Here is a 14,626-nt window from a genome sequence, read left to right on the forward strand (position 1 = left end):
CCCTCCCCTCGCCCGGCGCGCCGCGCTGATGGCCGGCGCCGCGGCGCTGGCGGGCGCGCCGGCCGCGCTGCCGGATGCCATGGCGCAGACCGCCCGCCCCGGCCGCAGCATGGTGGAGGCCACGCGCGGGGCCAATGCCGGCACCGTCGGCGTCATCTCGGGCGGCGTCGACGGCACCTATATCCGCATCGCCGCCGACCTGGCCGCGGTGCTGGACGATGGCGAGGCGCTGCGCGTGCTGCCGGTGATCGGCAAGGGCTCGCTGCAGAACATTTCCGATCTTCTTTATGTGCGCGGCATCGATGTCGCCATCGTGCAGTCGGACGTGATGGCGGCGGCGACGCGCGACCGGCTGTTCCCCGGCGTCGCCCAGCTGGTGCAGTACATCGCCAAGCTCTATGACGAGGAGGTGCATGTGCTGGCCCGCCGCGACATCGCGCGGGTGGCCGACCTGGCGCGCCGCCCGGTCAATGTCGACCTGCGCGGCAGCGGCACGGCGATGACCGCCTCGGTGCTGTTCAGCGCGCTGGGCATCGAGGTGCAGCCGGTGCACGCGCCGCAGGACGTGGCGCTGGAACGCCTCAAGCGCGGCGAGATCGCGGCCCTGGTCTATGTCACCGGCAAGCCGGCCCGGCTGTTCTCCGCGCTGCGGCCGGAGGACGGGCTGCACCTGCTGTCGCTGCCGGCCGGGCCGCAATTGCTGCAGACCTACCTGCCGGCGCCGATCGAGCATGCCGACTACCCGGCCCTGGTGCCGGAGGGCAGCACGGCGCAGACCGTGGCGGTCGGCGCCGTGCTCGCCGTCTATGCCTGGCCCCCCGGCAATGAGCGCCATGCCAAGCTGGTCCGCTTCCTGGAGAGCTTCCGGCAGAAATTCCCCGAGCTGCTGCAGCCGCCACGCCACCCGAAATGGCGCGAGGTGAACCTGACGGCGCAGGTGCCGGGCTGGATCCGCTTCAATCCCTGAGGGCGGTCGGCGGCCCGCTGTCAGCGCCCGGTGGTCGCCTCCAGCTCGGCCGGATAGCGGGCGCCCTCGATGGCGATGCCGGCGGCGGCGCCCTCGATCGCGGCCAGGTCCGCCGCGGTCAGCGCCACCTCGGCGGCGCCGAGATTCTCCTCCAGCCGGTGCAGCTTCGTGGTGCCGGGGATCGGCACGATCCAGGGCTTCTGCGCCAGCAGCCAGGCCAGCGCGATCTGCGCGGGGGTGGCGCCCTTCAGCCGGCCGATCCCGGCCAGCAGGTCGACCAGCGCCTGGTTCTTCGCCATCGCTTCAGGGGTGAAGCGCGGCAGCTTCGCGCGGAAGTCGCTCGCCGCGATGGTCGTCGCGGCGCCCATGGCGCCGGTGAGGAAGCCCTTGCCCAGCGGGCTGTAGGGCACCAGGCCGATGCCCAGCTCCTCGCAGGCCTGCAGGATGCCGTTGGTCTCCGGCCCGCGCGTCCACAGCGAATATTCGTTCTGCAGCGTGGCCACCGGCGTCACCGCATGGGCGCGGCGGACGGTCTGCGCGCCGGGCTCGGACAGGCCGAAATGCTTCACCTTGCCTTCGCGGATCAGGTCGCCGACGGCGCCGGCCACCGCCTCGATCGGCACCGCCGGGTCGACGCGGTGCTGGTAGAACAGGTCGATGCGGTCGGTGCGCAGCCGCTTCAGCGAGGCCTCGGCGACGCGGCGGATGGTCTCCGGCCGGCTGTCCAGCCCGACCGAGACGCCGTCGCGGATGTCGAAGCCGAACTTGGTGGCGATCACCACCCGGTCGCGCAGCGGCGCCAGCGCGGCGCCGACGAGCTCCTCGTTGGTATAGGGGCCATAGACCTCGGCGGTGTCGAAGAAGGTCACGCCGCGATCGACCGCGGCGCGGATCAGGGCGATCGCCTCGGCCTGGCCCAGCGCCGTGCCATAGCCGAAATTCAGCCCCATGCAGCCCAGGCCCAGGGCCGAGACCGTCAGGCCGCTGCGGCCCAGCTCGCGCGTCTTCATGCTTGTCTCTCCGGTCGAGGGGTTCGCGGCCGTCACGGGCCGGGGTACTGCGCGGCCGTCACCGGCTCCAGCCAGGTGGTGGTGTTGCCCTCCACCGCCCCGGCGATCGCCACATGCGCCATGGCCGAGGCCGCCGTGGCGCCGTGCCAGTGGCGCAGGCCGGGCGGGATCCAGACCACGTCGCCCGGGCGCAGCGGCTCGGCCGCGCCGCCGTCGCGCTGCACCCAGCCCTCGCCGGAGACGATGATCAGCGTCTGGCCGCGCGGATGGCTGTGCCAGTTGGTGCGCGCCCCGGCCGGGAAGGCCACCAGCCCGCCGCCGATGGCGCTGCCCGGCTCGACCTGGAAGCGCGAGCCCACCTGCGGCGTGCCGGTGAAGTTGCCGGCCGGCCCCGGCACCGCCGGATGCGCGGCGCGGCGCTGGATCACCAGCTCCGGCGCGGGCGCCGGCGCGGGGGCGGCGGCGGCATCGCGCGCGGCCAGCACCCGGGCCACCACCGGCACCGCCGACATGGCGCGCGGCCAGCCGGCATAGAAGGCCAGGTGGGTGATCACCTCGGCCAGCTGCGGCCGGGTCAGCCCGGCCTCCAGCGCGCGCTCCAGGTGGAAGGGCAGCTGCTCGGCCTGGCCATTGGCGACCAGCGCCACCAGGGTGACCAGGCTGCGGTCGCGCGGCGCCAGGCCGGGGCGGCGCCAGAGCTCGCCGAACAGCGTGTCGTTGGTCTGGGCGGCCAGCGGCGGCGCCACGCCGGCGACGGCGGCCTCGACAGCCGCGCGGCGGCGCGCCTCGGCCAGCGGCTCGAGCTCCAGGGGTGCCGCCGGCTCGGCCAGGGCGGGCCCGGCGGCGATGCCGCGCGCGTCATAGACCGCCTTGGCCTCGGCCACCGCCGAGATGGCGGCCGGCCAGCCGGCATAGAAGGCCAGGTGGGCGATGGTCTCGCTGATCTCCAGCGGGGTCACGCCATTGTCCAGCGCCCGGCCCAGATGGCCGCGCAGCTGGGCGGCGCGGCCATTGGCGATCAGCGTGGCGACGGTCACCAGGCTGCGGTCGCGCGGGCCCAGCGCCTCGCGCCGCCAGATCTCGCCGAACAGCACGCGGTCGGTCAGCTCGGCCAGCGGCGGCGAGACCTGGCGGGCGGCCTCCGGCGCCATTCGCGGGAAGGTTTGCGGGGTCTGGCCGGCGGCGCCGTCGGCCGCCGCCATGCTGGCCGCGAAGGCCATTCCGAGAAGTCTCATGGTCAATCCCCTGGGCGACGCTGGCATGGCCGGCCACGCTAGCCGAGGCGGGGTCGCCGGATTACCGGGCGAAATCGGCTAGGACCAATGCTGGATGATCATGAAACCGCGGCGCCGCGCCCCGCGCATCGGCCATCGTCCCGCGCTATAGATCGGGGGAACCCATGCTCGGAATTCATGCATGCGCCGCGAGGACCTGCTCGACCTGAACGTCTTCCTGGTGGTCGCCGAGGAGCGCAGCTTCACCCGGGCGGCGACCCGGCTGGCCACCTCGCAATCCTCGATCAGCCACACGATGCGGCGGCTGGAGGCGCGCCTCGGCGTGCGGCTGCTGACCCGCACCACCCGCAGCGTGGCGCCGACGGCCGCCGGCGAGAAGCTGCTGGCGACGCTGCGCCCGGCGCTGGACAGCATCGCGGTGGAGCTCGCCTCGCTCGGCGACCTGCGCGACAAGCCGGCCGGGACGATCCGCATCACCGCCTCCGAGCATGCCGCCTGGACCACGGTCTGGCCGGCGCTGGAGCGCTTCCTGCCGAACTATCCCGACATCCATGTCGAGCTCAGCACCGATTCCAGCCTGACCGACATCGTCGCCCAGCAATTCGACGCCGGCGTGCGGCTGGGCGAGGCGCTGGCCAAGGACATGATCGCGGTGCCGATCGGGCCGCCGCTGCGCATGGTGGTGGTCGGCGCGCCCGACTACCTGCGCCAGCGCCCGGCGCCGCTGCTGCCGGCGGAGCTTGCCGAGCATCGCTGCATCAACCTGCGCATGCTCAGCTCCGGCGGGCTGTATTCCTGGGAGCTGCAGCAGGGCAGCCGCGAGATCCGCGTGCGGGTGGACGGCCAGCTGACCTTCAACAACGTCACCATGATCGTCCGCGCCGCCCTTGCCGGCTTCGGCCTGGCCTTCGTCATGGAGGACCATGTCCGCGCGCACCTGGCCGATGGCAGCCTGGTGCAGGTGCTGGCGGACTGGTCGCAGCCCTTCCCCGGCTACCACCTGTACTATCCGAGCCGGCGGCAGCCCTCGGCCGCCTTCGCGCTGCTGGTCGACGCGCTGCGCTACCGCAGCCGGTAGCGCCGCGCGCCTCCTGGCCGCGCCCGGCGGCTACATCCGCAGCAGCGTCTTGATCGCCCGCCGCTCGTCCATGGCGCGATAGCCCTCGGCGACATCGGCCAGCGGCACGGTCAGGTCGAAGACCCTGCCCGGATCGATCCGCCGCTCCAGCACCAGCGACATCAGATGCGGCAGGAAGCGGCGGACCGGGGCGGGCCCGCCCATGATCCCGGCCTGCGCGAAGAACAGCGACTGGCCGTCGAGCGCCACGCCATGCGGCACGCCGACGCAGCCGATCATCGCGCCGGGCCGGGCGCATTGCAGGGCCTGGGCCATCGATTCCGCGGTGCCGACGCATTCCAGCACCGCGTCGCCGCCGATGCCGCGGGTCAGCGCCCTGACCTGCGCCACCCCGGCCTCGCCGCGCGCGGCGACGATGTCGGTCGCGCCGAATTCCTGCGCCAGGTCCTGGCGGGCCTTGTGGCGGCTCATGGCGATGATGCGGCCGGCCCCCATCTGGCTGGCCGCCAGCACGCCCATCAGCCCGACGGCGCCGTCGCCGACCACCACCACCGTGGCGCCCGGCCGCACCCGGGCGGCATCGGCCGCGTACCAGCCGGTGCCCAGCACGTCGGAGGCCGCCAGCAGCCCCGGGATCAGCGCGTCATCCGGCAGGCCCGGGGTGGCGACCAGCGTGCCGTCGGCCAGCGGCACCCGCGCCAGCGGCGCCTGCGCGCCGGTCATGAACTCGCGCTGCGCGCAGGAGGAGGGGAAGCCGAAGCGGCAATGCGGGCAGGTGTTGTCGGACAGGCAGAAGGAGCCGACGACGAACTGGCCGGGGCGGATGGTGGTGACGGCGGCGCCGACCTCCTCGACGATGCCGCAATATTCATGGCCCATGGCCAGCGGCGCGGTGACCGCGTTCAGCCCGCGATAGGGCCAGAGGTCGGAGCCGCAGATGCAGCTGGCCGACAGCCGGATGATGGCGTCCGTCGGCAGCCGGATCGCGGGTTCCGGCATCTCCTCGCACCGCACGTCGCGCGGGCCGTGCAGCATGGTTCCCAGCATGGGGCGTCATCCTTTCAGACAGGCGGGTCAGACAGGCCAGTCAGACAAGCCGGTCAGACAGGCCTGTCAGACAGGCGGGGATATCGGCCGGGGGGCGCGCCCGACAGCCACCAGGATCGGCTTGATCCTATGCGCGGGCTTCATGAAACGGCGCGCGGCGCCGGGAGGCTGCAGGGCGGCATTCATGAAGGCGCAGCATCGCCTCATGCAGCTCTCGACGCATGATCGCGGCCGCGGCGGGGGTGTAGCATCGACCCGCCGCGGCGCTGCCCTGCCTCGCCGCGCCACCCTGTCTCCCCGCCCGGCGCCCGCGCCCGGCTGCCGCGGATCCCCCGACACCATGCCCCAAGCCTCCAACCCCGCGGCCCGGCCCGCCAGCGGCCTGCGGACCAGCTGCATCCTGGCGCTGCTGATGGGCTTCGCCTCCATCTCCACCGACATGTACCTGCCCGCCATGCCCGCCATGGGCGCCGCGCTGCAGGCCAGCCCCGGCCGCATGGCGCTGACCCTGTCCGGCTTCCTGGTCGGCTTCAGCCTGGGCCAGCTGCTGTGGGGCCCGATCGGCGACCGCCATGGCCGGCGGCTGCCGATCGCCGCCGGGCTGGTCCTGTTCGTCATCGGCTCCGCCGGCTGCGCCCTGTCGGAGACCGCCTGGCAGCTGGTCGGCTGGCGCCTGGTGCAGGCGCTGGGCGCCTGCGCCGGGCCGGTGCTGGCGCGCGCCATGGTGCGCGACCTGCACGGGCGGGAACGGTCGGCGCAGATCCTGTCCGGCCTGATGCTGGTCATGGCCATCGCGCCGCTGATCGCCCCGATCCTGGGCGGGCAGGTGCTGGCCTTCGGCACCTGGCGCAGCATCTTCTGGATCCTGGCGGGCATCGGCCTGGTGGCGCTGCTGAGCCTGCTGGCCCTGCCCGAGAGCCTGCCGCCGGCCCGGCGCAGCCGCGCGCCGCTGTCCGGGGCGCTGCGCGACTACCTGCTGCTGGCGCGCGACCCGGCGGTGATGGGCTTCGCCCTGGTCGGCGGCTTCTTCTATGCCGGCGCCTTCGCCTATATCGCCGGGACGCCCTTCGCCTATATCGCCTACTACCAGGTGCCGGACCGGCTCTATGGCCTGCTGTTCGGCGCCAGCATCCTGGGCGTCATGGCGACGAACGCGGTCAATGCCCGGCTGGTCGGCCGCTTCGGCAGCGCCCGGCTGCTGCGCTTCGGCGCCGCCGGCCTGGCCCTGTCCGGCCTGGCCGCGGCGCTGCAGGCCGGCACCGGATGGGGCGGGCTGCCCGCCCTGGTGGCGCCGCTGTTCGTCTATATGTCGATGGCCGGCTTCATCATCGCCAATTCGGTCGCCGGCGCGCTGGCCTTCCATCCGCGGCGCGCCGGGGCGGCCTCGGCCCTGGTCGGCGCCGTGCATTACGGCTCGGGCGTGCTCAGCACGGCGCTGATCGACCGCTTCGCCGACGGCACGCCCTGGACCATGGGCTGGCTGATGGCGGTGGGCGGGCTCGGCAGCCTGGCCGCGGCGACCCTGCTGATCCGCGGGCCGGCGGCGCGCTGACCCACGGCGCTGACCCACGGCGCTGTCCGGCGACGCGCTGACCGGCGATCCCTGCTACGCTGGCCCGCCGGTCGCGACGAGAAGGAGCACCGCCCTGCCTGCAGCCGATGCCGATTACTGGGACGCCCGCGGCCACGCCGAAAGCATCCTGCGCCATGACGGCGCGCGCCGCGCCGACGGCTTCCGCGAGCACCCGGTCTGGGCCGGGGTGCTGCCGCTGCTGCTGGCGCCCCGCGCCGGGCAGCGGCCGCTGCGCCGGGTGGCCGACCTGGGCTGCGGCACCGGCATCGTCGCCGAGCTGCTGGCGCGCCAGGGCTGCGCCGTCATCGCCATCGACCGCGCCGAAAGCCGCCTGGCCCTGGCCCGGCAGCGGCTGGCGCCCTATCCGCAGGCCGAATGCCGCAGCGGCGATGCCGCCGATCCGCCGCTGGCGCCCGGCGAGGTCGATGCCATCGTCAGCCGCAACCTGCTGTGGCTGCTGCCCCGGCCGGACCAGGCGCTGCGCCGCTGGCGGGGGCTGGTGGCGCCGGGCGGGCGGGTCGCCGCCATCGAGGCCAGCCACCGCCACGAGCGCAGCTGGATCGCAACCCTGCAGCGCCGCCTGGGCGCCGCCGGCCGCCATGGCGGCGGCCCGCTGGCGGCGGCGGCCGATGCCGGGCCGGCGCTGGCCTGCTGGCGCCAGGCCGGGCTGGAGGCGGCGCGCGCCCTGGACCTGTCCTGGGTGACGGCGGTGAAGCTGCACGCCGCCGGCGCGCCGCTGGCGGCGCTGCTCAACCGCTCCCGCTACTACGCGGTCCTGGGCGAGGCGCCGGCCGGGGGCTGACCCCCCCTCGCCGCTTACTCCGGCACCGCGCCCGAGGCGCGCACCACCGGCGCCCATTGCGCCACCTGCTGGCGGACGAAGCCCTGGGCGTCGTCGAGATAGAGCTGGCCCGGGGTGCTGGACAGGTCGGCCAGGCGCTGGCCGACGGCGGGCTCGGCCTGGGCGGCGCGCAGCGCGGCGGCGACCGCCGCCAGCACCGGGCGCGGCGTGCCGGCGGGCGCCGCCAGCCCGGCCCAGCCATCGGCGACCACGCCCGGGAAGCCGAGCTCGGCGAAGGTCGGGATCTCCGGGAACAGCGGCGAGCGCTGCGAGCCGGAGCTGGCCAGCGGCAGCATGCTGCCGGCGCGGATGAAGCCGCTGGTCGCCGTCAGGCTCTCGATCACCCCGGGCAGCACGCCGCCCATCAGGTCGGCGCTGGACTGGGTCAGGCTGCGATAGGGCACGTGCTCCATCGTGGCGCCCGAGGCCTGCGCCAGCTGCACGCCCAGCAGATGGGCCACCGAGCCGACGCCGGTGGTGCCATAGGCCAGCCCCTCGGCCCGGCGCGCCGCCGCCAGCCAGTCGGCCAGGCTGCGGACCGGCCCGCCCGGCCGGACGCAGAGGATCCAGGGCGTCTGCAGGATCATGCCGATATGGGCGAAGTCGCGATCGGCGTCCCAGGCGATGCGGTCGCGATACAGCGTCTGGCCGATCGCCAGCCCGCTGATGGTCGAGACCACCAGGGTGTAGCCATCGGCCGGCGCCCGCGCCGCGGCGGTGGTGCCGATGGTGGCGCCGGCGCCGGGGCGGTTCTCGACGACGACGGTCTGCCCCAGGTGGCGCGACATCGCCTCGGCGAAGACGCGGGCGACGATGTCGGTGGCGCCGCCGGTGCCGAAGGGCACCAGCAGGCGGATCGGGCCGCGCTGCGGCCAGGGCGCCGCCGGCTGCGCGCGGGCCGCGCCCGGCAGGAGGGCGCCCAGCAGCCCGGCGGCCAGCAGGCCGCGGCGGGGACAGGAAAGTTCGGTCATGCGGTGCTCGCAGTTCCGTCCGCCGCGCCGTGGCCGGCGAGCAGCAGGACGGGGATCATGAGGTGGGACAGCACGCGGACGGGCGGCAGATGGTCGTCATGATAGTGACCGGCGCCGTGCAGCAGGTTGACCTGCCCCAGGCTCCGGCCGCGCCACAGCACCGGCATGTTCAGGATGCTCTCGCAGCCGAGCGCGAAGATCTTCTCGTGGTCGGGAAAGTCGCGGCGCAGGTCGTGGGCGTCGCGGCCGATATAGGGCTTCCCGGTCTCCGCCACGCGCCGCTGGGTCGGCGCGTCGGCGAAGGCCTTGCGGGCGCCGACCGGGAACAGCTCCGGCCGGTTGCTGTGGATCCGCTCGGCCACCCCTTCGGCATGGCGATAGACCAGCACGGAGAGGAAGCGATGCCCGACCGCCTGCTGCAGCGCCGCGTCCAGCGCCGCCAGCGCGGCCTGGGGCTGGTACGGCGCGGCCAAGGCGTCGATGACGGCGTCCAGGCTCATCGGGCCGCGCGCCAGGGACGCAGCGGCAGCTCCAGCGCCGAGGCCTGCGCGCCGCCCAGCCGCAGCGACAACAGCGGCGGCCGGCCATGCGGCACCTGCACGCAATGGTCGGCATCGGCGCCGGCCAGCGACAGGCGGATGCGGCTGCCGGCGCGGAACACCCAGGAGACCGGCAGCAGCGGGATGCGGATGCGCTCGGCCTGGCCCGGCACCAGCGGCGCCGCATCCTCGCGCCGGAAGCTGCGGAACGGCCAGCTGGCGCGGTAGTGGTCGGGGGCCGGGCTTTCCTTGCGGTGCAGGGCGCGCAGCAGGCCCTCGGTGACGTAGCGCACCGTGCCGTCGGCCTCGACCTCGGAGAGATAGGCGAAGAGCGCCGCATCCGGCTCGCTGGAGGACAGCCACAGATCGGCCAGGCCATGGCCGGTCAGCTCGCTCTCCTCGGCCAGCGGCGCCGAGGACCAGCCGATCAGCTTCGCCTCCCGCGCCGGCCAGTCGGCATAGTAGAGAACGCTGTTGATGCCGGCGATGCGCTCGTAGCGGGTGCCATGGCCGCTGCCGGCGGCGAAGTCGGCGTGGGTCTCGGCGGTGGTGGCCGAGGCGGGCGCGGCCTCGGCCAGCAGGCCTTCCGTCGCCAGCGCCAGCCGCCGCGTCTCCGGCAGCGGCGGCCAGGCGGCGGCCGGCATCCAGGCCTCGGCATGCAGGCTGAAATAATGGATGCGCGCCTCCGCCTCGAGCCCGGTGGCGCGCTGCATCAGATAGTGGTCGAAGAAGCGCAGCACCTCGCCCAGCAGGGAGAAATCCGGCTCCTGCCGGGCGCGCCAGGGCGAGACATTGCAGCGCGCGCCATGGTCCCAGGGGCCCAGCAGCAGATGCACCGGGTTGTCGCGCAGCGTCAGGAAGCGGGCGATGGCGCCATTGGCATAGCCGGCGCCGTCCATCCAGCCGGAGACCGCCAGCACCGCGACATCGGCGCGGATGCCCTCGCGCACCGAATAGGGGCTGAAGGAGGCCGAGGAGAAGGACGGGTCATAGGGCAGCGGCTCCTCGCGGAAGCGGAACTCGCCCATGAAGTCCGGCTGGCGGAAATTGCCGAGATGCCCGTGCAGCGCCTCGGCCAGCAGCGCGCCATCGGCATCCTCGTCGACCGGATGCGGCCCGGCCAGGTCTGGATTGGCGTAGTAGACGAAGTCCTTCAGCAGGTCGCGGCGGTCATGGTCCATGGCGACCATCAGCGCGTCGTAGCTGCGCGCCAGCTCCTTCAGCAGGATGCCGCCGGGATAGTAGTTGTCGGCATAGGTGTCCCAGACCGCGAAGAGCGGCGCGATGGCCTTCACCGCCGCATGCCCGGTGCTGGCCAGGAAGTCGGAGGCGGCGCCCGGATAGGAGATGCCGGTGGCGCCGATGCGCTGGTCCGACCAGGGCTGCGCCACGATCCAGTCGGCGATCTCGCGGCTGTCCTCGCGCTCGCGCGGCGAGCGGAAGCTGTCGCGGGTGCCGAAGCTGGCGCCGGTGCCGCGCACATCGACCACCACCACGGCATAGCCGCGCGGCACGAACAGGTTGATCAGCTTGCCCGCGTTCGGCGTGGCGTCGCCGCCGCCGCCCGGGCGCAGCGCGAAGCGGCGGTAATAGGGGGTCAGCACCAGGATCGCGGGCAGCGGGCCGGTCGCGCCCTCGGGCAGCCAGACGTCGATGGCGATGCGGCAGCCGTCGCGCATGGTCAGGTAGCGGGAGGCCGGCTGTTCCGGCCGGCCATAGGGCGCCGCGCGCGCCGCCAGGTAGTCGCCGGGCGGCAGCTGCCAGGCCGCGCTGCCGGTATCGCCGTCGGACATGGTCGCCTCCGCTGCTGCTGGGGCCCAGCGTGCTGAGTTGCAACAAATGCGTCAAATGCGTAATTCCGGCGTCGAGCTGCGCTTTCCACAGCTTATGTCCCGCTGAAGGATCCGCGGCATGCTTGGCTATCGCTCGCTGGCGGCGCTGCGCGCCTTCGTCGAGACCGGCTCGGTGGCGCAGGCCGCGGCCCGCCTCGGCCGCACCGCGCCGCAGGTCGGCCGGCTGCTGGCGGCGCTGGAGGCGGAGCTCGGCTTCGCCCTCTTCACCCGGCACAACCGGCGGCTGCTGCTGACCGCCGAGGGCGCCCGCTTCTACGCCCAGGCCGAGCGGGTGCTGGCCGGGCATGACGGGCTGGACCGGCTGGGCCGCGAGATCCGCCAGGGCCAGCGCGACGACCACCTGCGGCTGCTGATCGCGCCGCAGGTCAGCAACGCCTTCATCGGCGACGCGCTGGCGGCGATGGCCGAGCGCGCGCCGGGCTTCACCGCGACGGTCGAATCCCGGGTGCGGCTGGATATCGAGAGCTGGGTCGGCCAGGAGCATTTCGACCTGGCGGTGACCGTGCTGCCGCTGACCCATCCGGCGCTGGAGGTCGAGGAATTCTGCCAGGTCGAGGCGGTGGCCGCGCTGCATCCGGACCACCCGCTGGCGGCGCGGGACGCGCTGGAGCTCGCCGATATCGCCGGCGAGGCGCTGGTGGTGACGCATCCGCGCTCGCTGATCCGGCAGCGGCTGGAGGCGCTGTTCCGCGAAGCCGGCCAGAGCCCGCGCATCCGCTTCGAGACCACCAGCGGCGCGGTCGCCTGCCAGCTGGCCTCGCGCGGCATCGCGCTGGCCATCGCCGATCCTTTCGTCGCGCAATCGAGCGGCGCGGCGCCGCTGGTGATGCGCCGCTTCCGCCCGGCGATCCCGCTGCATTACGGGCTGCTCTTCCCGACCTGGCAGCCGCGCTCCGGCACGGTCGAGGCCTTCGCTGCCCTGGTCGCCGCGGCCGGGCAGCGGCATGCGGCGGCGCTGGCGGCGGCGACCCGGCGCGGCTGACCCGCGCGCCCCGCCTCAGCACTCGATGGCGTTGACCGCGAGGCCGCCTTCCGAGGTTTCCTTGTACTTCGACAGCATGTCGCGGCCGGTCTCGCGCATCGTGCGGATCACCTGGTCCAGGCTGACATGGTGCTCGCCGTCGCCATGCAGCGCCAGCCGCGCGGCGTTGATCGCCTTCACCGCGCCGATCGCGTTGCGCTCGATGCAGGGGATCTGCACCAGGCCGCCGATCGGGTCGCAGGTCAGGCCCAGATTGTGCTCCAGCCCGATCTCGGCGGCATTCTCGACCTGGCGGTTGTTGCCGCCGAGGGCTGCCGCCAGCCCCGCCGCCGCCATCGCCGAGGCCGAGCCGACCTCGCCCTGGCAGCCGACCTCGGCGCCCGAGATCGAGGCGTTGCGCTTGATCAGCGAGCCCACCGCCGTCGCCGCCAGCAGGAAGGTCTCGACGCCGGCGGTGTCGGCGCCGGGCACGAAACGGACATAGTAGTGCAGCACGGCCGGCACGATGCCGGCGGCGCCATTGGTCGGCGCGGTGACCACGCGGCCGCCGGCGGCATTCTCCTCGTTCACCGCGAGCGCGTAGAGATTGACCCAGTCCATGCCGTAGAGCGGGTCCAGCTCGTTCGCCTTGCGCCGGGCCAGCAGCCGCTCGTGCAGGGCGGGGGCGCGGCGGCGGACGCGCAGGCCCCCCGGCAGCTCGCCGCCCTGGCGCAGGCCGCGGGCGACGCAGTCGCGCATCGCCGCCCAGATCCGCGCGATGCCGGCGCTGATCTCGGCATCGCTGCGGAAGCAGCGCTCGTTGCGGCGCTGCAGCTCGGCGATGCTGACGCCGGCGGCCTCGGCCATGGCCAGCATCGCGGCTGCCGTGCCGAAGGGATAGGGCGTCTCGGGCGCCGCCATGTCGCCGCCGACGCCGTCATCGCCCTCCTCGACGATGAAGCCGCCGCCGATCGAATAGAACACCCGGCGATGCTGCGTGCCGTCATCGAGCGTCGCGGTGAAGGCCATGCCGTTGGTGTGGCGCGGCAGCACCTCGCGCTTGTGGAACAGGATGTCGCGCGCCGGCCGGAAGGCGACGCGCCGGCCCGAGGGCAGCGCCAGGCTTTCGCTGTCGCGCAGCGCGTCGAGCAGCGACGACGCCGCATCGGGGTCGATGCTGTCGGGCCGCTCGCCGAGCAGGCCGAGCATCACCGCGTTGTCGGTCGCATGCCCCTTGCCCGTCAGCGCCAGCGAGCCGTAGAGCGCGACGGTGATCGCCGTCACGGGGGCTGCCGGCAGGGCGCTGGCGAAGCGGTAGGCGGCGATCATCGGGCCCACGGTGTGCGAGCTGGACGGGCCGATGCCGATCCTGAACAGGTCGAACAGCCCGGCCCAGGGCATGGGCGGCGCCGTCGCCGAGCCATCTGTCATTCGCATTCCCCCTCGTCGCCGCGCCCATCCGCACGTCCCGCGCCCGAACTAGACCACCCCCGGCAGGGGGTGCGCCAGGGCCCGCCGCCTCAGGCGGCGCCGGCCGCCGCCAGCAGCGCCGAAATCTCCGCCTCCGGCTGGTCGAAGCGGCAGACCAGGCGGACCTCGCCGGCGCCGCGGCGATAGAAGGAGAAGCCCTGCGCCTGCAGCGCGTCGATCATGGCCGGCGGCAGCGTCGCGAAGACGATATTGGCCTCGACCGGGGCCAGCAGCGCGCCGCCGGGCAGGCGGGACAGCCCCTCGCCCAGCCGCGCCGCCAGGGCATTGGCGCGGCGCGCCAGCGCCAGATGCAGGTCGCCCGCGACATAGGCCTGCAGCTGCGCCGCGGCGAAGCGCATCTTCGACCAGGTCTGCCCGGCGCGGCGCAGGGTGAAGGCAACCGGCTCGACCAGCTCGGGGCGGAAGACCACCAGCGCGTCGGTGCTCATCACGCCGTTCTTGGTGGCGCCGAAGGACAGCAGGTCGAGGCCGATGCCGCTGGTCATCGCCGGCGCCGAGCAGCCGAGCCAGGCCTGGGCATTGGCGAAGCGGGCGCCGTCCATGTGGAACAGCAGCCCGTTCTCCTTCGCGCAGGCGCCGATCGCGGCCAGGGCGTCCAGGCTGTAGACGGTGCCGCGCTCGGTCGCCTGGGTCACCGTCACCGCCGCCGGCTGCGGCTTCTGGGTGTTGCCGCGCGGCGCCTGCGCCACGGCCTCGCGCAGCGCCGCGGGGTCGATGCGGCCGAGCGCCCCGGGCAGGCCGATCAGCGCGGCGCCGCCGCCGGCGGCGGCGAGCGAATTGCCCTCCGACAGCCGCAGATGCGCGCCCTCGTGGCAGAAGGCGCCGGCATAGGGGCGCAGGCAGGCCGACAGCGCGAAGGTATTGGCCGCCGTGCCGGTGGAGACCGGGAACACCGTCACCGCCGCGCCGAAGAACGCCGAGAAGCGGTCGTTCAGCGCGCGGGCGCTGTCATCCAGCCCGTAGGGCGTGGCGGTGCCGTGGTTGGCCGCGGCCAGCGCCGCCATGATGGCCGGATGGATGCCCGCGACATTGTCGCTCTGGAAATCGCCCTGCATCGGTC

At 74.1% G+C, this 14,626-nt stretch carries 13 protein-coding genes; 5 read left to right on the plus strand and 8 right to left on the minus strand.

The annotated features are described in order from the left end of the window. The coding region (locus tag GVN67_RS07205; protein ID WP_159994275.1) for a TAXI family TRAP transporter solute-binding subunit at positions 1 to 967 on the plus strand (967 nt) is incomplete at its 5' end. A gap of 20 nt (positions 968 to 987) precedes the next feature. On the opposite strand, the gene GVN67_RS07210 is transcribed toward GVN67_RS07205, so the two are convergent. Together GVN67_RS07210 and GVN67_RS29945 are read right to left on the minus strand one after the other, a co-directional pair. After that, positions 988 to 1,977 carry an aldo/keto reductase gene (locus tag GVN67_RS07210; protein ID WP_159994277.1) on the minus strand — a complete coding sequence of 330 codons (990 nt, stop codon included), beginning with the start codon at positions 1,975 to 1,977 and terminating at the stop codon, positions 988 to 990. Between the two features lie 32 nt (positions 1,978 to 2,009). Further along, the gene (locus GVN67_RS29945; RefSeq protein ID WP_159994279.1) at positions 2,010 to 3,212 is read right to left on the minus strand and encodes a carboxymuconolactone decarboxylase family protein; all 1,203 of its coding nucleotides are present in this window, start codon (positions 3,210 to 3,212) and stop codon (positions 2,010 to 2,012) included. Positions 3,213 to 3,393: 181 nt separating this feature from the next. Between GVN67_RS29945 and GVN67_RS07220 the strand changes: the two genes are divergently transcribed. Then, entirely contained in the window at positions 3,394 to 4,290 is an 897-nt protein-coding gene (locus GVN67_RS07220) for a LysR family transcriptional regulator (protein ID WP_159994281.1), read from the plus strand. Between the two features lie 30 nt (positions 4,291 to 4,320). Here GVN67_RS07220 and GVN67_RS07225 read toward each other — a convergent pair whose 3' ends face one another. Next, a complete protein-coding gene (locus GVN67_RS07225) occupies positions 4,321 to 5,337 on the minus strand; it encodes a zinc-dependent alcohol dehydrogenase family protein (protein ID WP_159994283.1) in 1,017 nt (338 codons plus the stop codon). A gap of 340 nt (positions 5,338 to 5,677) precedes the next feature. Between GVN67_RS07225 and GVN67_RS07230 the strand changes: the two genes are divergently transcribed. Both GVN67_RS07230 and GVN67_RS07235 read left to right on the plus strand, forming a co-directional pair. Further along, complete coding sequence (locus GVN67_RS07230; RefSeq protein WP_159994285.1) at positions 5,678 to 6,889, plus strand: multidrug effflux MFS transporter; 1,212 nt, start codon at positions 5,678 to 5,680, stop codon at positions 6,887 to 6,889. A gap of 208 nt (positions 6,890 to 7,097) precedes the next feature. Then, positions 7,098 to 7,712: a class I SAM-dependent methyltransferase gene (locus GVN67_RS07235; protein WP_159994287.1), complete on the plus strand. Its 615-nt coding sequence runs from the start codon at positions 7,098 to 7,100 to the stop codon at positions 7,710 to 7,712. A 14-nt stretch (positions 7,713 to 7,726) separates the two neighbouring features. Here the strand turns inward: GVN67_RS07235 and GVN67_RS07240 are convergent, their stop codons facing one another. The 3 genes from GVN67_RS07240 to GVN67_RS07250 are packed head-to-tail and all read right to left on the minus strand — an operon-like array spanning position 7,727 to position 11,054. Further along, a complete protein-coding gene (locus tag GVN67_RS07240) occupies positions 7,727 to 8,722 on the minus strand; it encodes a tripartite tricarboxylate transporter substrate binding protein (protein WP_159994289.1) in 996 nt (331 codons plus the stop codon). After that, complete coding sequence (locus GVN67_RS07245) at positions 8,719 to 9,222, minus strand: GAF domain-containing protein (RefSeq protein ID WP_159994291.1); 504 nt, start codon at positions 9,220 to 9,222, stop codon at positions 8,719 to 8,721. The genes GVN67_RS07240 and GVN67_RS07245 overlap by 4 nt, the downstream gene beginning before the upstream one ends. After that, positions 9,219 to 11,054, minus strand: a complete 1,836-nt coding sequence (locus GVN67_RS07250; protein ID WP_159994293.1) for a CocE/NonD family hydrolase — start codon at positions 11,052 to 11,054, stop codon at positions 9,219 to 9,221. Before GVN67_RS07250 ends, GVN67_RS07245 begins: the two co-directional genes overlap by 4 nt. A gap of 118 nt (positions 11,055 to 11,172) precedes the next feature. Here GVN67_RS07250 and GVN67_RS07255 point away from each other — a divergent pair, with 118 nt between their 5' ends. Next, entirely contained in the window at positions 11,173 to 12,096 is a 924-nt protein-coding gene (locus GVN67_RS07255) for a LysR family transcriptional regulator (RefSeq protein WP_159994295.1), read from the plus strand. A 15-nt stretch (positions 12,097 to 12,111) separates the two neighbouring features. Here GVN67_RS07255 and GVN67_RS07260 read toward each other — a convergent pair whose 3' ends face one another. After that, positions 12,112 to 13,512 carry an L-serine ammonia-lyase gene (locus tag GVN67_RS07260; RefSeq protein WP_408906347.1) on the minus strand — a complete coding sequence of 467 codons (1,401 nt, stop codon included), beginning with the start codon at positions 13,510 to 13,512 and terminating at the stop codon, positions 12,112 to 12,114. A gap of 83 nt (positions 13,513 to 13,595) precedes the next feature. Continuing rightward, positions 13,596 to 14,621 (minus strand): low specificity L-threonine aldolase, encoded by a 1,026-nt coding sequence (locus GVN67_RS07265; protein WP_159994297.1) that lies wholly within the window; start codon positions 14,619 to 14,621, stop codon positions 13,596 to 13,598. Between the last annotated feature and the right edge of the window lie 5 nt (positions 14,622 to 14,626).

Source organism: Roseomonas sp. 18066, from assembly GCF_902706185.1.
Taxonomy (GTDB): Bacteria; Pseudomonadota; Alphaproteobacteria; order Acetobacterales; family Acetobacteraceae; genus Pseudoroseomonas.

Excerpts from the sequence above, each read along its gene's own strand:
- GVN67_RS07210 (WP_159994277.1), bottom strand. The coding sequence starts at position 1,977 with ATGAAGACGCGCGAGCTGGGCCGCAGCGGCCTGACGGTCTCGGCCCTG.
- GVN67_RS29945 (WP_159994279.1), bottom strand. The coding sequence starts at position 3,212 with ATGAGACTTCTCGGAATGGCCTTCGCGGCCAGCATGGCGGCGGCCGAC.
- GVN67_RS07220 (WP_159994281.1), top strand. The coding sequence starts at position 3,394 with ATGCGCCGCGAGGACCTGCTCGACCTGAACGTCTTCCTGGTGGTCGCC.
- GVN67_RS07225 (WP_159994283.1), bottom strand. The coding sequence starts at position 5,337 with ATGCTGGGAACCATGCTGCACGGCCCGCGCGACGTGCGGTGCGAGGAG.
- GVN67_RS07230 (WP_159994285.1), top strand. The coding sequence starts at position 5,678 with ATGCCCCAAGCCTCCAACCCCGCGGCCCGGCCCGCCAGCGGCCTGCGG.
- GVN67_RS07240 (WP_159994289.1), bottom strand. The coding sequence starts at position 8,722 with ATGACCGAACTTTCCTGTCCCCGCCGCGGCCTGCTGGCCGCCGGGCTG.
- GVN67_RS07245 (WP_159994291.1), bottom strand. The coding sequence starts at position 9,222 with ATGAGCCTGGACGCCGTCATCGACGCCTTGGCCGCGCCGTACCAGCCC.
- GVN67_RS07250 (WP_159994293.1), bottom strand. The coding sequence starts at position 11,054 with ATGTCCGACGGCGATACCGGCAGCGCGGCCTGGCAGCTGCCGCCCGGC.
- GVN67_RS07255 (WP_159994295.1), top strand. The coding sequence starts at position 11,173 with ATGCTTGGCTATCGCTCGCTGGCGGCGCTGCGCGCCTTCGTCGAGACC.
- GVN67_RS07260 (WP_408906347.1), bottom strand. The coding sequence starts at position 13,512 with ATGCGAATGACAGATGGCTCGGCGACGGCGCCGCCCATGCCCTGGGCC.
- GVN67_RS07265 (WP_159994297.1), bottom strand. The coding sequence starts at position 14,621 with ATGCAGGGCGATTTCCAGAGCGACAATGTCGCGGGCATCCATCCGGCC.